Annotated in this window: 16 protein-coding genes; 11 read left to right on the plus strand and 5 right to left on the minus strand. The window is 73.0% G+C overall.

The annotated features are described in order from the left end of the window. Positions 1–2: 2 nt before the first annotated feature. From F4556_RS33740 to F4556_RS38735, 4 genes are read right to left on the minus strand one after another with little or no spacing between them, the layout of a single operon-like run. The gene (locus tag F4556_RS33740) at positions 3–1,316 is read right to left on the minus strand and encodes a M16 family metallopeptidase (RefSeq protein ID WP_184922973.1); all 1,314 of its coding nucleotides are present in this window, start codon (positions 1,314–1,316) and stop codon (positions 3–5) included. Then, the gene (locus tag F4556_RS33745; protein ID WP_221503759.1) at positions 1,313–2,614 is read right to left on the minus strand and encodes a M16 family metallopeptidase; all 1,302 of its coding nucleotides are present in this window, start codon (positions 2,612–2,614) and stop codon (positions 1,313–1,315) included. Before F4556_RS33745 ends, F4556_RS33740 begins: the two co-directional genes overlap by 4 nt. Beyond that, entirely contained in the window at positions 2,611–3,369 is a 759-nt protein-coding gene (locus F4556_RS33750; RefSeq protein WP_184922975.1) for an ABC transporter permease, read from the minus strand. The genes F4556_RS33745 and F4556_RS33750 overlap by 4 nt, the downstream gene beginning before the upstream one ends. After that, complete coding sequence (locus F4556_RS38735; protein WP_313069009.1) at positions 3,366–4,409, minus strand: ATP-binding cassette domain-containing protein; 1,044 nt, start codon at positions 4,407–4,409, stop codon at positions 3,366–3,368. Before F4556_RS38735 ends, F4556_RS33750 begins: the two co-directional genes overlap by 4 nt. 384 nt (positions 4,410–4,793) lie before the next feature. Between F4556_RS38735 and F4556_RS33760 the strand changes: the two genes are divergently transcribed. From F4556_RS33760 to F4556_RS33810, 11 genes are all read left to right on the plus strand, one after another. Next, a complete protein-coding gene (locus F4556_RS33760; protein ID WP_184922979.1) occupies positions 4,794–4,997 on the plus strand; it encodes a thiopeptide-type bacteriocin in 204 nt (67 codons plus the stop codon). A 32-nt stretch (positions 4,998–5,029) separates the two neighbouring features. Further along, positions 5,030–5,233: a thiopeptide-type bacteriocin gene (locus F4556_RS33765; RefSeq protein ID WP_184922981.1), complete on the plus strand. Its 204-nt coding sequence runs from the start codon at positions 5,030–5,032 to the stop codon at positions 5,231–5,233. Between the two features lie 265 nt (positions 5,234–5,498). Next, positions 5,499–6,422 carry a hypothetical protein gene (locus F4556_RS33770; RefSeq protein ID WP_184922983.1) on the plus strand — a complete coding sequence of 308 codons (924 nt, stop codon included), beginning with the start codon at positions 5,499–5,501 and terminating at the stop codon, positions 6,420–6,422. Beyond that, positions 6,419–8,998, plus strand: coding sequence for a lantibiotic dehydratase family protein (locus tag F4556_RS33775; RefSeq protein ID WP_184922985.1), 2,580 nt, complete (start codon positions 6,419–6,421; stop codon positions 8,996–8,998). Before F4556_RS33770 ends, F4556_RS33775 begins: the two co-directional genes overlap by 4 nt. Beyond that, the gene (locus F4556_RS33780; protein WP_184922987.1) at positions 8,995–10,677 is read left to right on the plus strand and encodes a hypothetical protein; all 1,683 of its coding nucleotides are present in this window, start codon (positions 8,995–8,997) and stop codon (positions 10,675–10,677) included. Before F4556_RS33775 ends, F4556_RS33780 begins: the two co-directional genes overlap by 4 nt. Then, complete coding sequence (locus tag F4556_RS33785; RefSeq protein ID WP_184922989.1) at positions 10,674–12,647, plus strand: SagD/YcaO family ATP-dependent cyclodehydratase; 1,974 nt, start codon at positions 10,674–10,676, stop codon at positions 12,645–12,647. Before F4556_RS33780 ends, F4556_RS33785 begins: the two co-directional genes overlap by 4 nt. Then, entirely contained in the window at positions 12,644–14,170 is a 1,527-nt protein-coding gene (locus F4556_RS33790; RefSeq protein ID WP_184922991.1) for a hypothetical protein, read from the plus strand. The genes F4556_RS33785 and F4556_RS33790 overlap by 4 nt, the downstream gene beginning before the upstream one ends. Continuing rightward, positions 14,167–15,102: a thiopeptide-type bacteriocin biosynthesis protein gene (locus tag F4556_RS33795; RefSeq protein WP_184922993.1), complete on the plus strand. Its 936-nt coding sequence runs from the start codon at positions 14,167–14,169 to the stop codon at positions 15,100–15,102. The genes F4556_RS33790 and F4556_RS33795 overlap by 4 nt, the downstream gene beginning before the upstream one ends. Next, positions 15,099–16,037: an ABC transporter ATP-binding protein gene (locus tag F4556_RS33800; RefSeq protein WP_184922995.1), complete on the plus strand. Its 939-nt coding sequence runs from the start codon at positions 15,099–15,101 to the stop codon at positions 16,035–16,037. The genes F4556_RS33795 and F4556_RS33800 overlap by 4 nt, the downstream gene beginning before the upstream one ends. Continuing rightward, entirely contained in the window at positions 16,034–16,786 is a 753-nt protein-coding gene (locus F4556_RS33805) for an ABC transporter permease (RefSeq protein WP_184922997.1), read from the plus strand. Before F4556_RS33800 ends, F4556_RS33805 begins: the two co-directional genes overlap by 4 nt. A 62-nt stretch (positions 16,787–16,848) precedes the next feature. Continuing rightward, on the plus strand, positions 16,849–17,994 hold the full coding sequence (locus F4556_RS33810; protein WP_246511160.1) for a hypothetical protein: 1,146 nt from the start codon (positions 16,849–16,851) through the stop codon (positions 17,992–17,994). 61 nt (positions 17,995–18,055) lie between these two features. On the opposite strand, the gene F4556_RS33815 is transcribed toward F4556_RS33810, so the two are convergent. Then, a complete protein-coding gene (locus F4556_RS33815; RefSeq protein WP_184922999.1) occupies positions 18,056–19,030 on the minus strand; it encodes an acetylxylan esterase in 975 nt (324 codons plus the stop codon). Positions 19,031–19,191: the final 161 nt, after the last annotated feature.

A 19,191-nucleotide genomic window follows, 5' to 3' on the forward strand; every position in this document is an offset into this window, starting at 1 on the left:
CGTCAGTCGGTGTCGGGATCGGCGGGTGGGCCGAGCAGCACTGCGGTGTACGCGTCGGGACGCAGGTGGTCGGCGGCGGCCGCGCGGACCTCGTCGTCGGGTACGGCGCGCAGCCGGGCCGCGAGGTGGTCGGTCCAGTCGGCGGGGAGGCCGGCCAGCACCGGTCCGTACAGGCTGTCGGCCAGACCCTTCTGGGTGGAGAGAGCGAGTGCCTGGAGTCCGAGTGCGTGGCCCCGGGCCGATGCGATCTCCTCGGTGGTCGGCGGGAGTTCGCCGGAGATCGCGGCGAGTTCGGCGAGGGCTCCGTCGAGGGCCGCTGCGGCGTGCCGCGGCGCGCTGGCGAACTGGACGGTGCCGAGTGCCGAGCCGGTCCGCTGCTCGATCGCGGACTGCCCGGTGTAGATCCGGCCCTCCCGCTCGCGCAGCCGTTGCACCAGGCGCGACGAGAAGTAGCCGCCGAAGACCCGGTCCGCGAGCACCAGCGCGGGGTAACCCGGGTCGGTACGGACCAGCGAGGGCGCGGCCAGCCGGGCCTCGCACTGCCTGGCCCCGGTGACCGGGACGGCCTGCGGCGGTTCTCCCGGATGGGCCGGGGCGGGCAGCGGCGCCATCCGCACCGCCTGGGGCCCGGCCGCCCAGCCGCCCAGTGCGACCGCCAACTCCTCGACGACACGGGCGGGGTGGATGTCTCCGACCAGGACCAGCGCCGAGCCGCGCGGCACCAGTTGGGTCCGGTGCAGTTCGGCGACCTCGTTCCGGTCGACGGCTGCCACCTGGTCCTCGGTGGGGGTCTCCCTGGTGGCCGGATGGTCGCCGAAGCAGCGGCGGAGCAACGCCGCCCTGGCGGCCCTGGCCGGCATCGACCCGGTGAGCCGGATCCGGTGCAGCAGCCGCTCGCGCTCGGCCTCCAGGGTCGTCCCGTCGTACCCGGCGCCGGTGAGGCAGCCCGCGAGCAGGGCCAGCAGCCGGGGCAGTCCCTCGGTGAGCACCTGGCCGGTGATCCGGAGGTCCTCGGGGCCGACCACGGCCCGCAGGCTGCCTCCCACGGCGGCGAGTTCGTCGTCGACGGCGGTACGGCCGGCCCCGCCGCCCCCGGTCAGCAGGGTGCAGGCGAGCAGCTCGGCGGCGGCCGTGTGCCGGGCGGTGGAGCCGCCGAAGGGGACGCCCAGGCGGAGCTGGACCACCGGGACGGTGGCCCGGCGGGCCGCCACCACGCGCAGCCCGGTCGGCAGCGCGGTGTCCACCATCTCCAGCGGCGGTGCGGGCCGCGGTGGGGCGAGCGGGGGCAGTGCGGCCCCGGTGCTGCCGGGGTTCATCGGTCGGCCTTCCGTTCGGGGAGCAGCTGGAGCACGGCCGGGTGACGTCCGGTCAGGTCGGCCGTCACCCGGCGCACGTCCTCGGTGGTGACGGTGGCGAAGCGGCGTGGCGCGTCGAGGACCAGTTCGCCGTCGCCGTGGAGCAGTTCGTAGCCGGCCAGCCGGCGGGCGCGGATCCCGACCGGGTCGGTGTCGGCGAACCAGGCGGTCTGCAACCTCCGTACCGATCGGAGGAGTTCGTCCTCGTCGGGACCCTCGGCGGCCAGTGCGGCGAGCACCTCGTCGACGGCCTCCGCGGTGTGCGGGGCGGAGACTCCGGGCGGGCAGACGGCGTTCACCAGGAAGGCGTCCGGGTCCCGGGAGTCGAAGGGGCCGGAGAGGCCGGCCATCGCCATCACCTGGGTGGCCAGCCGGCGTTCGCGGACCAGCGAGCGGCGCAGCCGGCTCGACTCCCCGTCGCCGAGGACGGCCGCGGCGACCACGGTCGCCAGGTAGTCGGGCGAGTCCGGCGGCGGCATCCGTCGGCCCACGGCGACCGCCGGGAGGGGGGCCAGCGGGTCGGTGCGCCGAACCGTGCGGGGCCCGGCGAGCGGTGGCTCGGCGAGCTCGGGCGGCGGAACGGCCGTACGGGGCGGGATCGCCCAGAAGTGCCGTTCGGCCAACTTGACCACCTCGGCGGGGTCGACGCCGCCGCAGACGGCGAGCACCGCGTTCGCCGGGGCGTAGTGGCGGTCGAAGAAGTCCACGCACTCCTCGACCGTGGCGGCGCCGAGCGACGCGTGATCGCCGTACCCGTCATGGGCGTTGGCGAAGGAGTCGAAGAGCACCTGCGGCAGCTGGAAGGTGGGGAAGCCGCCGTACGGCCGGTTGGTGACCGTGCGGCGGATCTCCTCGGCGACCACCGAGGCCTGGGTGGCGATCGCCTCCGGGGTGATCCGGGGCGCCCGCATCCGGTCGGCCTCCAGGAAGAGGCCGAGCTCCAGGGCCTCGGCCGGCATCGCCTGGAAGTAGCAGGTGTGGTCGCGGTGGGTGGTGCCGTTGAAGAGGCCGCCGTTGGCCTGGATGTGCCGGGCGTGCTCCTGTGCCGCGAGATTGGCGCTGCCCTGGAACATCAGGTGCTCGAAGAGGTGCGCGAAGCCGGACCGGGACTCGGAGCGGTAGCCGACCCCGTAGGCGACGGCCAGGCCGACGGCCGGGCTGCCCGGGTCCGGGATCACCACCAGCCGCAGACCGTTGGCCAACCGGTGCCGGTGCACCTCGGCGACGGCGGGCGGGGCCGCCGCGGTGGGCGCCGTCACGAGCCGCTGCGGATCGCGCGGGAGGCGAACCAGGTGGTGAGTACCGCCAGGCCGGCTGCGACGGCTACCCCGACCAGGGTGTCGCTGCCACCGAACTCGCCTGCGAACAGGGCGCGTTCGGCCGTCACGATATGCGACAGCGGGTTGGCCTCGGCCAGTCCGGAGAGCCAGCCGGGTGCCAGGGCCAGCGGCAGCAGCACCCCGGAGAGCAGCATGATCGGCAGCATCAGGGTGTTGAGCACCTGGCCGTACGCCTCCTCGTTCTTCAGCACCAGCGCGAGCCCGTACGCGAAGCCCGACATCGCCAGGCCGACCACAGTGACCAGGGCGAACGCCGCCAGCACCCCGCCGGCCGGCGCCCGCAGCCCGGCGACCAGCGCGCCCAGGGTGAGCAGCCCGGCCTGCACGGTGAGCACCACGGCGTCCCGGAGCATCCGGCCCAGTAGCAGGCCGAGCTCGCCCGCCGAGGAGATCTTCATCCGGTCCAGCGCGCCGGACCGGACCTCCGAAATGATGCCGAAACCGACGAACACGGCGGAGAAGACGCCCTGTTGGACCAGCAGGCCGGGGACGAAGACCCGCCAGGTGTTGCCCCCGTCGAAGCCGGGCGCCTGGCCGATCCGGTTCAGCAGCGGGCCGAACAGGGCCAGGTAGAGCAGCGGTTGCATCAGGCCGAAGATCACCCAGGAGGGCTTGCGGAGGGTGAAGCGCATCGAGCGCCGGAAGATGATCCAGCTGGTGGCGGCGGTGGTCACGTGGTCACCTCGGTGTTCAGCGGCTCGGTGGCCGACGGGGTCCGGTCCCCGTCGGAGGGTGCGGTCCTGGCCGGCAGGCCCTCTTCGCGCAGGGAACGGCCGGTCAGTCGCAGGAAGACGTCGTCCAGGGTGGGGCGCTTGACGGAGACCGACTCCAGGGCGACGCCGGCGTGGTCGAGTGCCCGCAGCAGCTCGGGCAGCAGCCGCTGGGCGTGCGCGACGTGGAACTGCACGCCGTCCGGAGTGGTGTCCAGGTCACAGCCGGGGACCACCCTGGCGACCACGGTCGCGGCGTCGCTGATCCGGCTGGTCTCCAGGGTGACCACGTCACCGCCGATCCGGCCCTTCAGCGCCTCGGCGGTGTCGGAGGCGATCACCCGGCCACCGTCGATCACGATGATCCGGTCACAGAGCAGGTCGGCCTCGTCCAGGTAGTGCGTGGTGAGGAAGACCGTGGTGCCGTGTTCGGTGCGAAGTCTGCGCAGGTGGTCCCAGAGGTTGGCCCGACTCTGCGGATCCAGGCCGGTGCTCGGCTCGTCCAGGAACAGCACGGCGGGGCGGTGCACCAGCCCCAGCGCGACGTCCACCCGGCGGCGCTGGCCGCCGGAGAGCTTGGCGACCGGCCGTCCACTGAAGCCGCCGAGCTCGAACTGTTCGACCAACTCGGCGGTGCGGGCCGCGGCCTGAGCGGCCGTCATGCCCTGGAGCCGGCCCTGGGTGTGCAGCTCGTCCGCGACCCGGTGCTCGGAGCCGCCGGAGGACTGCCCGACGTAGCCGATCGTCCGTCGGACCGCGGCCCGTTCGCGGACCACGTCGTGGCCGGCCACCGAGGCGGTGCCACCGGTCGGCGTCTGGAGCGTGGTGAGCATGCGCACCGTGGTGGTCTTGCCGGCGCCGTTGGGGCCGAGAAAGGCCACCATCTCACCTGCGGCCACCTCCAGGTCGACCCCCTGGACGGCGTCCACGGTCCCGTTCCGGACGGCTTCGACCGTTCCGAAGCGGGTCCGGTACGAGTAGCTGAGGCCTTGCGCGCTGATCACAGAGTTCCTCCGGTCCTGAATCAAACAGGGCGCCGCGGGGCTGGATTGACGGATGGCGGTCAAGAATTTGCCGCTCATTCGACATCGGGCCGGCGGCGGCCGGGCACTGCGACACTCTCGCCAGTTCCGTGCCGCCGAGTCCAGCTCCGGACCAGGTCGGAGATGCCGTCTGACAGCAACGTGCCAGGGGCGGTGAGGGGGGATCTGCCGGATTGTCCGAACTTGGCGGCAGATTGGCACGCCAGGCTTTTCATGTCCCCGACAAGTGCTTTCGGCAGCGGCATATTGCTGCCGCCGGATTCCCCTTGCCGAGATCTCCCGAAAGGTAGTTGGCTCATGCCCAGTCACCGGCAGACCGCCGGTCGATCCGAAAGGGGAACCGCAATGAGCACCGCTGTGGATTTCGCCGCGTTCGACGTCAACGAGCTGGCCGTCCTGGACGCCAACGACGCCGTCGCACTGCCCGACATGGGCGCCTCGATCGTCTTCGTGTGGAGCTTCACCGAGGACGGCGAGGAGATCCTGACCGAGGACGCGCTCAACAGCACCCCGAGCGCTTCGGCCAGCACCTCTTCCTCCTGCTGCTGACTTTCCGTCAAACCAACCTGAAGGGAACCACCATGAGCACTGCTGTGGATTTCGCCGCGTTCGACGTCAACGAGCTGGCCGTCCTGGACGCCAACGACGCCGTCGCACTGCCCGACATGGGCGCCTCGATCGTCTTCGTGTGGCTGTACACCGAGGACGGCGAGGAGATCCTGACCGAGGACGCGCTCAACACCACCCCGAGCGCCTCGGCCAGCACCTCCTCCTCCTGCTGCTGATTTCCGGCAGCTGACCATTCCCGACTTCTCGTAGTCGGGTGCCGGCAGAGCCGGTGACACCGTGCCGAACGGCCGTCAGCGATCGTGCCGCCGGTTTCACGCCGACCGACCGATTCGTGTATTTCCTGGAGTCGTCATGCGAACTATCGATCCGGGCCTGGCCATACGGGTTTTCGACTACTCGGACAATCCGCGGGAGCTGCTGCGAGAAATCAGCGAGCCTCTGCTGCGCCTGAAAAGCTCGCAGCAGCTTCCCGTGGTCCACGTGCGCCGAGGCTGGCTGCACGGCTCACACCTCCTCCTGACCCTCCGCCCCTACGGCGAACGGTCCGTCGACGCGAGCGAGTTCGTCGCCACCGCGACCGGACTCGCCACCGCCCGCGGCGCGAGCGCCCCGGACCAGGAGACCTACCTGCGCCGCGCGCAGGAGCTCGCCCGCTGGGAGAACGTTCAGGACGAGCTGCTGCCCTGTCACCCGCAGGGCCGGGTGACCACCGAACCGCACCGGCCGCGTGCCGACTCCCCGGCGCTCTCGCAGGCCGTCGACCAGATCATGGGCCGTTTCCTCGAACCGGTGCTCGGCTCACTCGCCGTCCCCGAGGCCGAGCTGCTGCCGCACCTGGCCCAGGTCCTCGCACTGCTCGCCCGCACCCACCCGCGCGGCATCAGCGCCGGCGCGCTGCCGTACCGCTCGCACGCGGAGGGCGTCGCCTCGGCGACCGGCAGGCACACCGACCTCAGGTCCGCTTTCGCGGCGCGCTACGGGAGCGACCGCGAGGTCTTCCTCGACGCCCTCCGGGCACCCGTGCTGACCGACACCCTGCGCGCCTGGGAACGGGCCATGCAGTACGCCTGGGGCGTGGCCGAGGCCCACACCGCCGGCCAGGCCGTCGACGAGCACGTCCTGCAGGACGCGGCCGGCGGCGGGGAGTGGGAGCACCCGCTCGGCGCCCCGGTCCGCAGCGACTTCATCGGCGAGCTCCTGGACGGCGGCATGCTGCGCAAGCCCTCCTACCGCCACATCGCGCACCGGATCGTGCTGAACGTCCTCTACACCAGCCTGACCTGCTTCGGCATCACCCCGATGCAGCGGTACTACCTCTGCTACGGGCTCGGCGAGGGGACCGACGAGTTGACCGGTGAGTCGTCCATCGAGCGGGTACGAGCCTTCAGCAGGGAGCTGGCGTGACCGAGTCCTGGATCCTGGCCGACACACCCATGTACCGGGTGAATCCCACGCCGGGTCTGCGCCTCGGCGGCGAGCGCCTCGGCACCGTCCTGCGGGCCCTGTTCACCGCGCACCGGGAGTGCCGGGCACTGGCCGACGAGGTCTGCGAGGAGCTCTACCGACTCGCCGGCGCCACCACCGGCCGCGAACGCCACCGTCTGCTGCGGCTCAAGCGCGCCGCCTTCAACGACCGCGTCCCGGACGCCGCGGACCTGCGGGACACCTGGCAGACGCCGCTCCCGCCGGCCGTCACCGCCTGGCTGGCCGCCTGCGAACGCAGCCAACTCGCCCGCACCGCACTGGAGGCGGGCCTGCCGGCCTTCCTGGGCGAGGAGCGCGAACGGCTCGCCCAGGCGGTCGGATCCGAGCCCTTCCAGCTCTCACTGGCTCTCAACTCTCCCCAGGTCCTCGACGCGGCCCAGCGCTACCGCACCTCACCGGGGCAGCCGACCGCCCGTCAGCGCAAGTCCGAGCGCGGGCTCGTCCAGCACCTCGCCCGTGCGCTGCTGCGCGTCAGCCCGCTGTCCCGGCTCACCGCCGTCGGATTCGCCGACTGGTCCGAGGACGGCCGCCGCTTCGACGAGGCCGCCTTCGACCGGCGCCGCGCCCACTCCGTGCTCACCCCGGACCGGGCGCTCTTCTCCAGCCTGGTCAACGGCATCGTGGCCCCGCCCCGCCTCGGCGAACTCCCCGTTGTCGTGCAGCGCAACGCCATGCTCAAGCGGGAGGGCACCCACATCCGCTTCCAGCATGTCGTGAACGGCCGACGGCGCACCCTGTCGGCCGAGCTGAACGAACAGCTGACCGGCCTGCTGAAGCTCACCGCTCTCGGCCCGCTGCCGGTCGAGCTGCTGATCGCCGAACTCGCCCGGCGCTTCGCGGTGTCCGAGCCGGACGCCAGGCGACTGGTCACCGCCGCCGTCGACGCGCAGATCCTGGTGACTGCCCCGGTCCTCGACGAGCAGGCGCGCGACCCGCTGCCGGCTGCCGAGAAGCTGCTCGCCGAGCACCACCCCGAGGCAGCCGCCACGGTCGCCGCGATCGCGGCCGACCTCGATCTGATGGCCCGTGACTCCGTCGGTGGCCGCCGGGCCGCCCTCACCAGGATCCGCGCCGCCGAGACCGCGCTCAACGAACTGAGCAGCTGCCCCGCGAAGCTCCAGGTCAACGAGGACTACCTGCTGGAACCCGGCACCGTCTCGCCCGAGGGCTACCGCGCCGCACTGGCCGACCTCGGCCGGGTCACCGCCTTCCAGAGCCTCTTCGACCGGCACCACGAGATCCGCGCCCTGCTCACCCGCGCCTTCACCGACCGGTTCGGCGTCGGTGCGCGGGTCGACCTGCTCGACCACGCCGAGGAACTGGTCACCCTGGTCCGCAGCCGGGAACTCGCGCTCACCCGGGCCGACGCCGAGCAGTGGGGGCCCGCCGACGGTTCGCTGGCCGAGCTGCTCCGCCGTCGCGCGATCGCCACCGCCACCCTCGCCGCCCGGCTCCGCGAGGCCGGCGACGCCGCCGAGGTCTCCGTGGACCCGGGCCTGCTCGGCTCGCTCGCCGACGGCCTGCCCGACCGGTTCAAGCTCACCGCCGCCTCGTACGGACTGCTCGTCCAGCCCGTCGACGGCCGACTGGTGCTGAACGCCTGCTACACCGGGCACGGTCAGCTGGCCACCCGCTTCCTCGGCAGCCAGGCCGAGTTCGGCAGTGACGTCGCCGCCCGGATCGCCCGCCGGATCCAGCACCGGTTCGGCGCCGACGGCGTCCGGCTGGTCGAGGACCACGGGCTGCACCGGGCCAACATCAACCACCGGATCCGGCTGCTGGACGAGACCGTCACCCCGCAGGACTGGGTCGGCGTCACACTGGCCCACGACCCGGCCGGCGACCGGCTCGACCTCCTCGACCGGGACGGACGCCCGATCCGGGTGATGTCCCTGGGCATGAAGTGGATCGAACTCCAGCCCGCGCCGCTCAATCTGGCCGTCTGGCTCTACGACACCGGCCGGGTCGCCTTCGACCCGATCGGCCGGCTGCACTCCCAGCGCACCGACCTCGACGGGACCACCGTCCGCTACCCCCGGCTGGTCGCCGGAGACGTGGTCCTGCAGCGCCGCCGCTGGTACCCCGGGGACGACCTGCCGTCCGTGCCCGGCGGCGAGCCGGCGGACGAGGCCGCCCACCTGATCGCGATGACGCGCTGGCGGGCCACCCACGACATACCCGAGGAGATCGTGATGAAGACCCCGCTCGGCATGCCGGCCGGCGAGGTGATGTCCGGCGACGGCGCTGCCGCGGCGCTCACGCGCTACCTCAGGGCACGCAGCCGGGAGAAGCCCCAGTACCTGGACCTGGGCAGCGCGCTGATGGTGCGGGTGCTGCCGAAGTTCCTGGAGCGCCGGGGGCCCGGCTTCTTCGAGGAGGCACTTCCCGGGGTGCGCAGCGGGGTGACGGCCGGCGAGTGGCTGCTGGAGTACGACCTGACGCACGAGCCGGTGTCCGGCCAGGCGCAGGCCGAGTCCGCCGGGGAGGGCGCGTGAGGGTCAAACTGCGTCCTGGTACGCACTTCGCGCCCGCCCGGCAGGGCGTGTACGTCGCCCGGGGCGGCGAGTCCTTCGTCCTCACCGGACCGACGGCGCTGTACACCGTCCTCGACAGCCGGCTGGAGGAACTCACCCACGGTACGGACGTCGACGCCCTCGTCGCGGCCTTCGGGAACGAGTCCGCCCGCCCGGTCCTCGACCGGATCCTGCGCACCCTCCTGGAGCGGGACGTCCTGCTCGACCTGGACGCGCTGACCACTCCGGCACCCGACCCGGCCACCGCGGAACGCTACGCCGAGACGCTCGCCTACCTGGAAGCCCGCAGTTCGGACCCCTACGGGGACTTCGCGCGGCTACGGGGCGCGCGGGTGCGAGTGGTGGGGGACGGACCCGCCGCGGAGACGGCGGCGCGGTCGCTGCGGCGCCACGGGGTGGGGGACGCGGTGGCCGTCGCGCCCGGCGGGCGGGACCCGGCCGACGCCGAGGCCGCCGAACCGGTGGGGCCGGGCTGGGCGGTGCTGATCGACGATCACGAGTATCCGGCCGCCCGGCGCACCGCGCTGCCGTCCGGTACCCGGGTGGTCGCCGTGCATGCCGGGGAGCACGTGGCCCTGGTGGCCGAGCTGGACGACGTCACCGGCACGGCCGCCTTCGAGGCTGCCGCCCACCGCGCCGCCGCCTGGGCGGCCGGAGACCCCGAGGCCTGTGCGCCGCGTCCACTCAGCGCGGTCCTGGCCGGAGCGTTGGCGGCCCGCGCGGTCCTCGCCGGCCTCACCGACCTCGACCGGTCCCCCCACTCGGCCACCGTGATCCACGGCCGCCACCTCAAGACCGCTCGCGTTCCCCTCCCCGAAGCCGACGGCTCGTCCGGGGGCGACGAGGGGCTCGGTGTCCTGGTGTTGCCCACGGAGGACGTCGATCCCTCGGGGGCCGAGGAGCTGCTGGCGGCCTGGGCTCCGCTGACTACTCGTTGGGTCGGGCCGTTGCGGCGTGGGCGTGACCTGGACGTGGACCAGTTGCCGTTCTCGTTGGAGACCGTCGAGCTGCTCGCCGGGCCTTCCGGGTCCCGGGTCAGCGGGTGGGGGCCGGATCGTGCGGCCGCCGGGGTCAGCGCGCTCCTGGCCGGGGCGCGCCGGATGGCCGGGGTCGACGGCGCCGCCGGGACGACCGAGGGCCGCTGGCTGCTCGACGGTGTGCTTCGGCAGCTCGGCGCCGAGCGGCTGCCCGGTTACCCGGGAGACCGGCTCGGGTGGGACGAACTCGGCACCGAGGGCCGGACGTTGTTCGGCCTCCTGGAGTCCTGGTTCGGCTGCACGGTCGGTCTGACACACCATCGGTTCCCTGCTCTCGGCTGGTCGTTGGTGACGGTCACGGAGCAGGAGGGGAAGGTGGCCGCGGTCGAATGGGGCGAGACCGCGGCCACCGCAAGCCGGGCGGCCCTCGCCGCCGCGGTCGCCCACGCGCAGGCCGACCCCGAGGTGCGCGCGTTGCTCGCCGAACAGCCGGTCGGCACCAGCGTGTTGGAGACCTGTTCGGTCACCGCGGTGCGCCTGGCCCTGAGCCGCGTCGGCACCGAACCGGCCGTCCGGGGCCGTACCGTCCTCGCACGGCGGCTCACCCACGACCCGGTCACCGGGCAACTCCCGCTGCACTGCGGGCCGGTGCGGCTCTCATGACCGAGGACACCACTGTGACAGCCGCCCCCGAACAGCCGTCGGCAGCCGGGCACCGGATCGGCCCGGGCGCGCCGAGCTCCTGGGACTGGCAGACCTGGGCCGAGGACCTGGACGGCTGCCTGCTGACCGCCCATGGCGAGCTGGACCTGGACTGGGAACGCCGTGCGATGGCCGCCGCCCGTGCGGCGGGCCGGGATCTGCTGTCCGTCCGGATCGGCGCCGCCGAGATACAGATCGGACCACGCTGGACCCCGGACGGGCGGCAGGCCTGCCCCGGCTGTGCCGCCGCCGCCGACACCTACCGCCGCTGGGACCCCGAGCACCGTCCCGAACGCGACCGCCGCGAACGCGAGCGGCCGGCCGCCCACGGGAACGAACCGGAGGAGGCGGGCCGCTCGGAAGGACCCGGTCAAGTGACGGCCGTGTCACCGTGGTTGGAGGCGGTGGTCGGTGCGGTGCTCACGGCGGGGGCGGCTCCCCGGCCCGGTGAGCTGGTCGTCGTCTCGCGGACCGGTGTGGTCACCCGGCACCGGGTGATGCGTACCTTCCGGTGCCGCCTGTGCGGTGGTGGCCCGCCGCTGCTGGCCTCGGCCGCCGACGGGCCGCCGCCCCTGCCACGGCCGGAGCCGCGTCCGACTACGGCCGAGGTGCCGACCCGGCAGAGTTCGGCGCCGTTCGGCATGGACCCGGACCGGATGCGGGCCGCGTTCGCGGATCCCCGCTTCGGCCCGGTGGTGCGGATCGCCCGCTTCTCGTCGGGCAGCTTCCCGATGAGCGAGGTCGACGTACTGGCCGGGACGCCGTCCGGTCTCGGCCGGGGGATGCGGTTCCGCGAGGCCGAGGCGGTCGGCATGTACGAGGCGCTGGAGCGCCAGGCCGGCTACCCGCACGCGGCTACCGTCGTCCCCGACGTGACCCACCGGGAGCTCGGCGCTCTCGCCCTCGACCCGGCGACCCTCGGCGGCTACACCGACCGCCAACTCGCCTCCCCGTCGAGCAAGGTGCGGCGGTACACCGAGGACACCCCGCTGGACTGGGTGTGGGCGCGGCCGCTGACCGGCGGCGAACCCCGCCTGGTCCCGGCCGAGATCGGCTTCTACCGCTACGGCTACCGGATCAGGGCGGCGGCGGAGGAGAACCGGCGCGGTTCCTTCCTGGAATCCTCCAGCGGCTGCGCCCTCGGCGGCGGTTTCGAGGAGGCGGCTCTGCACTCGCTGCTCGAACTCGCCGAGCGGGACGCCTTCCTGCAGGCCTGGCACCTCGCCCGCCCGCTGCCCGCCGTCGATCCGGCCACCGTCCGCGACCGCCAGTCGCGACTGCTGCTCAGGCTGGTCGAGAGCCACGGCTACGACGTCCACCTGCTGGTCGCCACCGCCGACATCCCGGTGCCCGCGGTCTGGGCGCTCGCGGTCCGGCGCGACGGTGGTCTGCCGGCCAGCTTCAGTACGGCCGGCTGCCATCCCGACCCCGAGCAGGCGGTGCGCTCGGCGCTGTGGGAGCTGACCCAGCTCGTGACGGCCGGGCTCAACTGGGACCCCGAGCCGCTGGAGCCGCTGATCGACGACCCTTGGCAGGTGGAGGAGTTGGCGCACCACTGGCGCCGCTACACCTTCCCCGAACTGCTGCCCCGGGTCGAACGCGTGCTCGGCGGACCGGTGCGGTCGCTGGCGGACGCGTTCGGCGACTGGCCGCAGCCGTTGATCCGGGCGGCGGGCGGTGACGTGACCGGCGCGCTGGAGTACGTGCTCGACCTCTACCGGGCGGCCGGGCTCGGCACCGTGCTGGCCGTCGACCAGTCCACCCCCGACCACTCCGCGCTCGGCATGTCGGTGGTCAAGTGCGTGGTGCCCGGCATCCTGCCGATGTGCTTCGGCCAGGCACACCAACGCCTGTCCGGCCTCGACCGGTTGCTCTCGCGGCTCGACGTGGATCCGACCGACCTGCCCCTCGACCCCCACCCCTTCCCATGAACGCACCCGCAGCCACCCGTCCCGGTGCCCTGACCCCGGCCGACGTCCGCCGCTTCGCCTTCCGGCAGGGTCCCGGCAAGGCCCACCTCGGCGAGCAGCACCTGGTGGACGACAGCGCCCCGACCACCAGTGCTCTGCCGCCCGGATGGGCCCGCTCGGCCACCGGCGTGCCGCTGTCGCTCGGCACCCACGAGCTGCTGGCCGCCACCCCGTACCCCGGACCCTGCGGGCCCGGGACCGTCGCGGCGCTGGAGCCTCGCGACCTGCTCGGGCATCTCCTGACCACGGCCTTCGGCCTGCAGCGCCGCGAGCCCTCGCACCGCTACGCCGACCACCGTTCGGTCGCCTCGGGGCGGGCGAAGTTCCCGGTGCACGCCTTCCTCGCCCAGGGATCGGCGGTCCGCTATCTCGACGTGTACCGGCACGCGCTGGTGGACGTGACGCCGCCCGGGGGAGTGGCCGCGGTGACGGGTGACGGGACGTCGGTGCTGCTGGCCGCCCGCTACAGCGACCTGCCCGCCGCCTACGGCCGGATGCGGTACGCCGTCACCGAGGTCGAACTCGGGGTCAACCTACGGTCGTTGTGCGTGGCGGCGGACCTGCTCGGGGTGGAGGCCCGGCTCGCCCTGGACGGCGGGAGCACCGCCGAGGCCGAGGCCGTGGTCCGGTCGGCCGGTCCCGGCACCTGGTCCGCCCCGCTGGCCGTCCGGCTCGGCGGCCTCGCCCAGGTCGGCCCGAGCACGCCACTCCCCGGTCCGGACGGGAGCGGGCCGGACAGCCGCGACCCCCTGCTGGAGAGTGACGATCCGTCAATCCGGGACATGGCCGCCGTCAGCGCCCAGCGCCACGGCCTGCCGACTGGCCCGCAGCCACCGGCCCGTGGATTGCCCGAGGGCGGCCCGACCGGCCGGACCGACTGGGCGCAGGTGCTCTGGAACCGCACCGCGGGCCGGATGCCCGACCAGCTGTACGGCTTCGCCCTGCGGCCCGCCGAGGTCTCCGCCGACGCGCTGGCCGACCTGCTGGCCTGGGCCGACCGGCCCCCGCCGGACCGCCTGCTGGCCGAGGTCGCCGGCCGGGTCCGGCTGAGCGTGGCCTTGCAACGGGTCGGCGGTCTGCCGACCGGCGTCCACCGGGTCGAGGGCAGGGAGCTGACGCCCGGTCCGGTCCGGCCCATGATCATGGCCGCGCTCCAGCCCGGATTCGCCCAGCAGCCCTCGCCGAACACCGACTCCGGGATGCGCCACGCGGCGATGGTCTGGGTCCACTCCGTCGACATCGACGCCCTGCTCGACGACTTCGGCCCGTCGGCCCTCGGCCTGCTCCAGCTCGGCCTGGGCTGGAGCGTGCACGGCCTCTGCCTGGCGGCGGCCGCGCACGGACTGGTCGCCCGCCCGGCGCGCTCCTTCGTCGAGTACCACGTGCAGCCCCTGTTCGGCCTACGCCGCGAGGAGACCCCGGTGTTCATGACCGTCTGCGGGACATCCCGCTTCACCGAACCGATGCTGGACCTGCGCACATGAGTACACCCAACCCCGTTGGCCGCTGGCGTAGTTGGCACCTGCACACGGACACGCTGCGACCCGCCGCACTGGAGAGCCTGCTGCTCCGAGCCGTGGCCCCGGTGGTCGGGGAGCACACGGCCGGCCAGGGAGAGGGCGCTCCGCCCCGGCCCTGGTTCTTCGTCCGCTACTGGCAGGGCGGTCCGCACCTGCGACTGCGGATCGCCGACCTGGACGATCCGGCGGCCACCCGGATCACCGCAGAGCTGGTCGCCCGCACGGACGCCGTCAACGCCGAACTGCCGCCCGAGGACCGGCTCACCCCCGCCTCGTACCGGCAGGCCGCCCAGCCGCTCGCCGACCTCGGCGAGGGCGGCCACGCACTCGACCTCGGCGAGCTGCTGCCGCCGGGCGTCCACCCGGCGGTGTACGAGCCGGAGCTCCGGCGCTACGGCGGGCCCGGACAGATGGCGCTCAGCGAGGAGCTGTTCCACGCCTCCAGCGTGGTGGCACTGCGCGCCTGCCGGGCACGTCCGGGACACGGCCGCAACGTCGCCGACGGGTTGGAGGCGATGGCCGCGACCCTGTCGGCCTGGCCCGGCGACCGGCTGGTGCTGCTGAGCGCGGTGCGGGACGGCTGGACGGAGTGGTCCGGCGGATCCGCCGAGGGCTTCGCCCGTACGGCCGCCGACCAGGCCGACCGGCTGCGCGCGAGCGCGGGGGCCTTGGTCGCCCTGGCCGACGGCGCCCCGTCCCGATGGAGTGCCTGGACGACCAGGCTCCGGCCGGCCGCCGAACTGTGGACCGAATCCCACGGCATCCCCGGTGCCGGCCGGATCCTCGGCTCCCAGCTCCACATGACCCAGAACCGGCTGGGCGTCGGCGCGGGCCGCGAGGGCATGATGGCCGCGATCCTGCTGGACCTCTTCCAGCAGCACAGCGGTGTGTCTTGACGCAACGTCAGCCCACCGGGCCTGCGGTGATCGAACTCGTCGGCGTACGCAAGCAGTTCGGCGAGGTCACGGCGGTCAACGGCCTGAACCTGCGGGTCGAGGCCGGTGAGGTGGTCGCCTTCCTGGGACCGAACGGTGCGGGCAAGTCGACCACCATCGACCTGCTGCTGGGCCTGGCCAGGCCCGACTCGGGCACCGTCCGGGTCTGCGGCCGCCCACCCGCGGACGCCGTCCGGCACGGCCTGGTGGCCGCCGTCCTGCAGAGCGGCGGCCTGCTGCGCGACTTCACGGTCGCCGAGACCGTCCGGTACGTCGCCTCCGTGTACCCGACGGCCAGACCGGTCGACCAGGTGATGGAGGTGGCCGGGCTGACGCCGATCGCCGGCCGACGGGTCGGCAAGTGCTCCGGCGGCGAACAGCAGCGGCTCCGCTTCGCCCTGGCCCTGCTGCCGGAGCCGCAGCTGCTGGTCCTCGACGAGCCGACCGCCGGCATGGACGTCGAGGCACGTCAGGACTTCTGGACGGCGGTCCGCCGCGATGCGGAGCGCGGCCGGGCCGTACTGTTCGCCACCCACTACCTCGACGAGGCCGACGCGCACGCCGACCGGATCGTCGTCGTACGGGAAGGCGTCGTGGTGGCCGACGGCCCGGCGGCGAAGATCAAGAACCTGGCGACCGGTCGCCGGATCCGAGTGCTCTGGCCCGAAGCCGAGTTGGCGGCCGTCCGCGCCCTGCCCGGCGTCGACTCGGCGGAGGCGTACGGCGATTCGGTCCTGCTGCACACCCGCGACTCCGACCGGATCGCCCGCCACCTGCTCAACCACACCCTCGCCCGCGACCTGGAGATCACCGCCACCCTGGAGTCGGCCTTCATGGCACTGACCGGTCGCGACTCCGCCCGGCCGCCCGAGCCCGACCCCGAGGAACGCGGATGACCATGGCGCCCGCCCGCCCGCCGTACGGCGGATTCAACACCGTGGCCCTGCGGTTGGAGGTGCGACGGGTGCTGCGCAACCGGCGCACCCTGGTCTTCGCCCTGGTGATGCCCGCGCTGTTCTTCCTCTCCTTCGGCCTGCCGCAGGCCGGCCAGGCCGCCGCCGGGGTGCGCCGACTCACCATGGTCAACATGGCGGTCTACGGTTCGATGCTCGCCGCCACCTCCTGCGGCGCCGCCGTCGCGGTCGAGCGCAGCCTCGGCTGGACCAGGCAGTTGCGCATCACGCCGCTGCTCCCGCTCGCCCACCTCGCGATCAAGGTGCTGACCGCCATGCTGCTCGGGCTGCTGTCGGTGGTGGTGGAGTTCACCCTTGGCGCGGCCTCCGGGGTACGGGCTCCGCTGCGGGTCTGGCTGCTCTCCGGTCTGATCGCCTGGCTCGGCTCTGCGGTCTTCGCTTCCCTCGGTCTGTTCGCAGGATTCGTGCTGCCCTCGGAGAACGTCATGCAGTTCGTCGGCCCCGCACTGGCGCTGCTGGCCCTGTGCGGCGGCCTGTTCGTCCCGCTGCCCTTCCTGCCGGAGCCGGTCCGCTCCTTCGCCGAGTTCACCCCCGGCTACGGAGTCGGCCAACTCGCCCGCCACCCCCTCACCGGCGGCCCGGTAGGCGGGGCACTGGCCAACCTCACGATCTGGGCGACGGTCTTCCTCGCAGGAGCCGCCTGGCTGTACCGCCGCGACCCGGCCCGCTAGCCGGCCGGCCTGGTGGAGCGGCTCTCCGGCCCCCGAGGCGTGTCGGCACGAGTCGGTGATCGTTGTCCCTCGCGAGCGTCCTGACAATCGGCAGGCATTGGGGGCAGCACATGACCACACGAAGGGCCTTCCTCGGCTCCGCCACCGCGGCCGGCGCCGTGAAGCTTCTCGGCACCGCCCCGCCCTCGGCCGACCGGGCGGGCCGACGCGATTCGCCCGTGGACGGGGAGCAGGCGCGGGCCGCGCTCGTCCAGGTCGACACGGACACGCAGAAGTACTACGACGCGCTGCGGGTCGGGGTGGCGGCGCACCTGTCGCCGGTCATCGTGGTCTACAACGACTACGCGGGCGGTCTCTTCACGCTCGTGCACGACGGGGAGCGGATCTCCGAGCACCCGGTCTCGGAAGTGTTCGAGCTGGCGAAGTCGGTCGCGCACGCGCCGCTGGGGATCTATTCGATCCTGGCTCCCTATCTGGACAACCGGGTCCCGAATCTGCCCAACCACGATCACCTGGACGCGCACGACCTGCGGACGGTCGCGTTCAAGGGGCCGCGGTCGACCGAGTGGATCACGCCGCTCAGGGCGTTCGGGGACACGCTCTCGGCTGCTTGCCGCGAGGTCGGGTCCGCGGATCTCGCCCCGGATCTGGAGGCGTCGTGCAGGGTGATCCTCGATGCGGCGCTCCGGTTCATCGACCGGAGCACGGCGGCGGGTTCGTTCGACATGAAGTCGTTCGAGGACTTCTCGGGCAGCGTGTACGAGGACATCGGCACCACCATGGACTGGGCGGCGAAGGTCCAGATCGAAGGCGTCAAGGACGTCATGACGCGGTGGCGGGCCAGGGTCGGGGAGAAGGACTGGGCGGACCTCTACATCGTCGTCATGTCGATCTGGACGACCGCCGCGCTCAACCAGAACAGCATCATCCTCAGGCAGTACCTGAACGCGGCCAAGGTGGACAGCCACCTGATCGACCTGATGATGGCTCAGTTCCCGGCCGACCCGGTGGCCGTGGCCCTGGACAACCTGGCGCGGATCGTGCAGGACAACGTCGCGGCCGAGATGGTCTTTCCGCTGGACCGGAAGCTCGCGGACGCGCTGAAGGGCCAGGAGGACCTGCTGGCTCCCGCGATTCAGAAACAGCTCGCCTGCCCCTTCCAGAGCAAGCAGAAAGCCGCGAAGGCGGCTGCGCGTACGAAGGCGTAGCCCCGCGTTCGCCGACCTGGACGACGCGTGACGCGATCCTGCTGAGCGTTGCCTGCGTCCGCTACGCCGCGGATGCCACCGACGCCGCGAAGGCGAGCGTCGCGGGGATGTGGTGCCCGCCGCCGCCCTCGTGCCCGTTGTAGGTGTAGACGCTGATCTCCTTCGGGCCGAGGTAGTGGTTGTAGGAGGCGAAGACGGTCTCCGGCGGGCAGACCTCGTCCATCAGCGCGACCGAGTACAGCGCCGGGGCCGTGGCGCGGGCGGCGAAGTTGAGGCCGTCGAAGTACGACAGGGTGCCGAAGACGGTTTCCACCTTGTCGCGGTGGACCTTGCAGAAGTCGGCGATCTCCTTGTAGGGGAAGTCGTCGGTGATCTCGGTGGCGCGGCGGATGTGTTGCAGGAACGGGACGTCCGCGATGACGCCGGCCAGGTCCGGTAGCAGGCCCGCGACGGCCAGGGCCAGGCCGCCGCCCTGGCTGCCACCGGCCACCACGACGCGGGCCGGGTCGATGCCGGGATGCGTGCGCACGGCGTCGACCGCGCGCACCGCGTCGGTGTAGAGCCTCCGGTAGTAGTACGAGGCCGGGTCGAGGACGCCGCGGGTCATCGACCCGGGATGGGCCGGACCCGAGCCGGGCGCCTCGTCGGAGGTGTCGCCGACGGACCACCCGCCGCCCTGCCCGCGGGTGTCCATGACCAGGTGCGCGTAGCCCGCGCTGGCCCACAGGAGATGGTCGTGGGGCAGCCCCCGCCCGCCGCCGTACCCGACGTAGGTGACGATCGCCGGCAGCGGGCCCTCGGCGCCGCGCGGGCGTACCAGCCAGCCCCTGATCGCCTGCCCCGCGAAGCCGGGAAAGCTGACGTCCTCAACTGTCACGGTGGTGAGACCGGTGTGGACCGGGAGCGCGTCGAGGCGGGCCGGGACGGCTCTGGCCTCGGCCAGCGTGTCCGCCCAGAAGGCGGCGAAGTCGTCGGGCTCGGTCCGTTCGGGTCGGTACTTCCGCAGATCCGACAGGTCCATGGAGAGGAAGGCCATGGCGGAACAGTAGGGCACGGCACCGCTGCTGCCAATGGGCTTAAGTGCTTAAGTCAGAGAGCCCGGCATCGAGCACGGCAGGTAACGAACTGATCTCGATGCGTACGCGGTTGGTTGACTGAATCCCAGGCCGGCTCCTACGGTTCCCCCGAAACCAGACC

The organism is Kitasatospora gansuensis (assembly GCF_014203705.1).
Taxonomy (GTDB): Bacteria; Actinomycetota; Actinomycetes; order Streptomycetales; family Streptomycetaceae; genus Kitasatospora; species Kitasatospora gansuensis.

Bases quoted from the DNA above. Each gene is read 5' to 3' on its own strand.
- F4556_RS33740 (WP_184922973.1), bottom strand. From the start codon at position 1,316: ATGAACCCCGGCAGCACCGGGGCCGCACTGCCCCCGCTCGCCCCACCG.
- F4556_RS33760 (WP_184922979.1), top strand. From the start codon at position 4,794: ATGAGCACCGCTGTGGATTTCGCCGCGTTCGACGTCAACGAGCTGGCC.
- F4556_RS33765 (WP_184922981.1), top strand. From the start codon at position 5,030: ATGAGCACTGCTGTGGATTTCGCCGCGTTCGACGTCAACGAGCTGGCC.
- F4556_RS33785 (WP_184922989.1), top strand. From the start codon at position 10,674: ATGACCGAGGACACCACTGTGACAGCCGCCCCCGAACAGCCGTCGGCA.
- F4556_RS33790 (WP_184922991.1), top strand. From the start codon at position 12,644: ATGAACGCACCCGCAGCCACCCGTCCCGGTGCCCTGACCCCGGCCGAC.
- F4556_RS33795 (WP_184922993.1), top strand. From the start codon at position 14,167: ATGAGTACACCCAACCCCGTTGGCCGCTGGCGTAGTTGGCACCTGCAC.
- F4556_RS33805 (WP_184922997.1), top strand. From the start codon at position 16,034: ATGACCATGGCGCCCGCCCGCCCGCCGTACGGCGGATTCAACACCGTG.
- F4556_RS33815 (WP_184922999.1), bottom strand. From the start codon at position 19,030: ATGGCCTTCCTCTCCATGGACCTGTCGGATCTGCGGAAGTACCGACCC.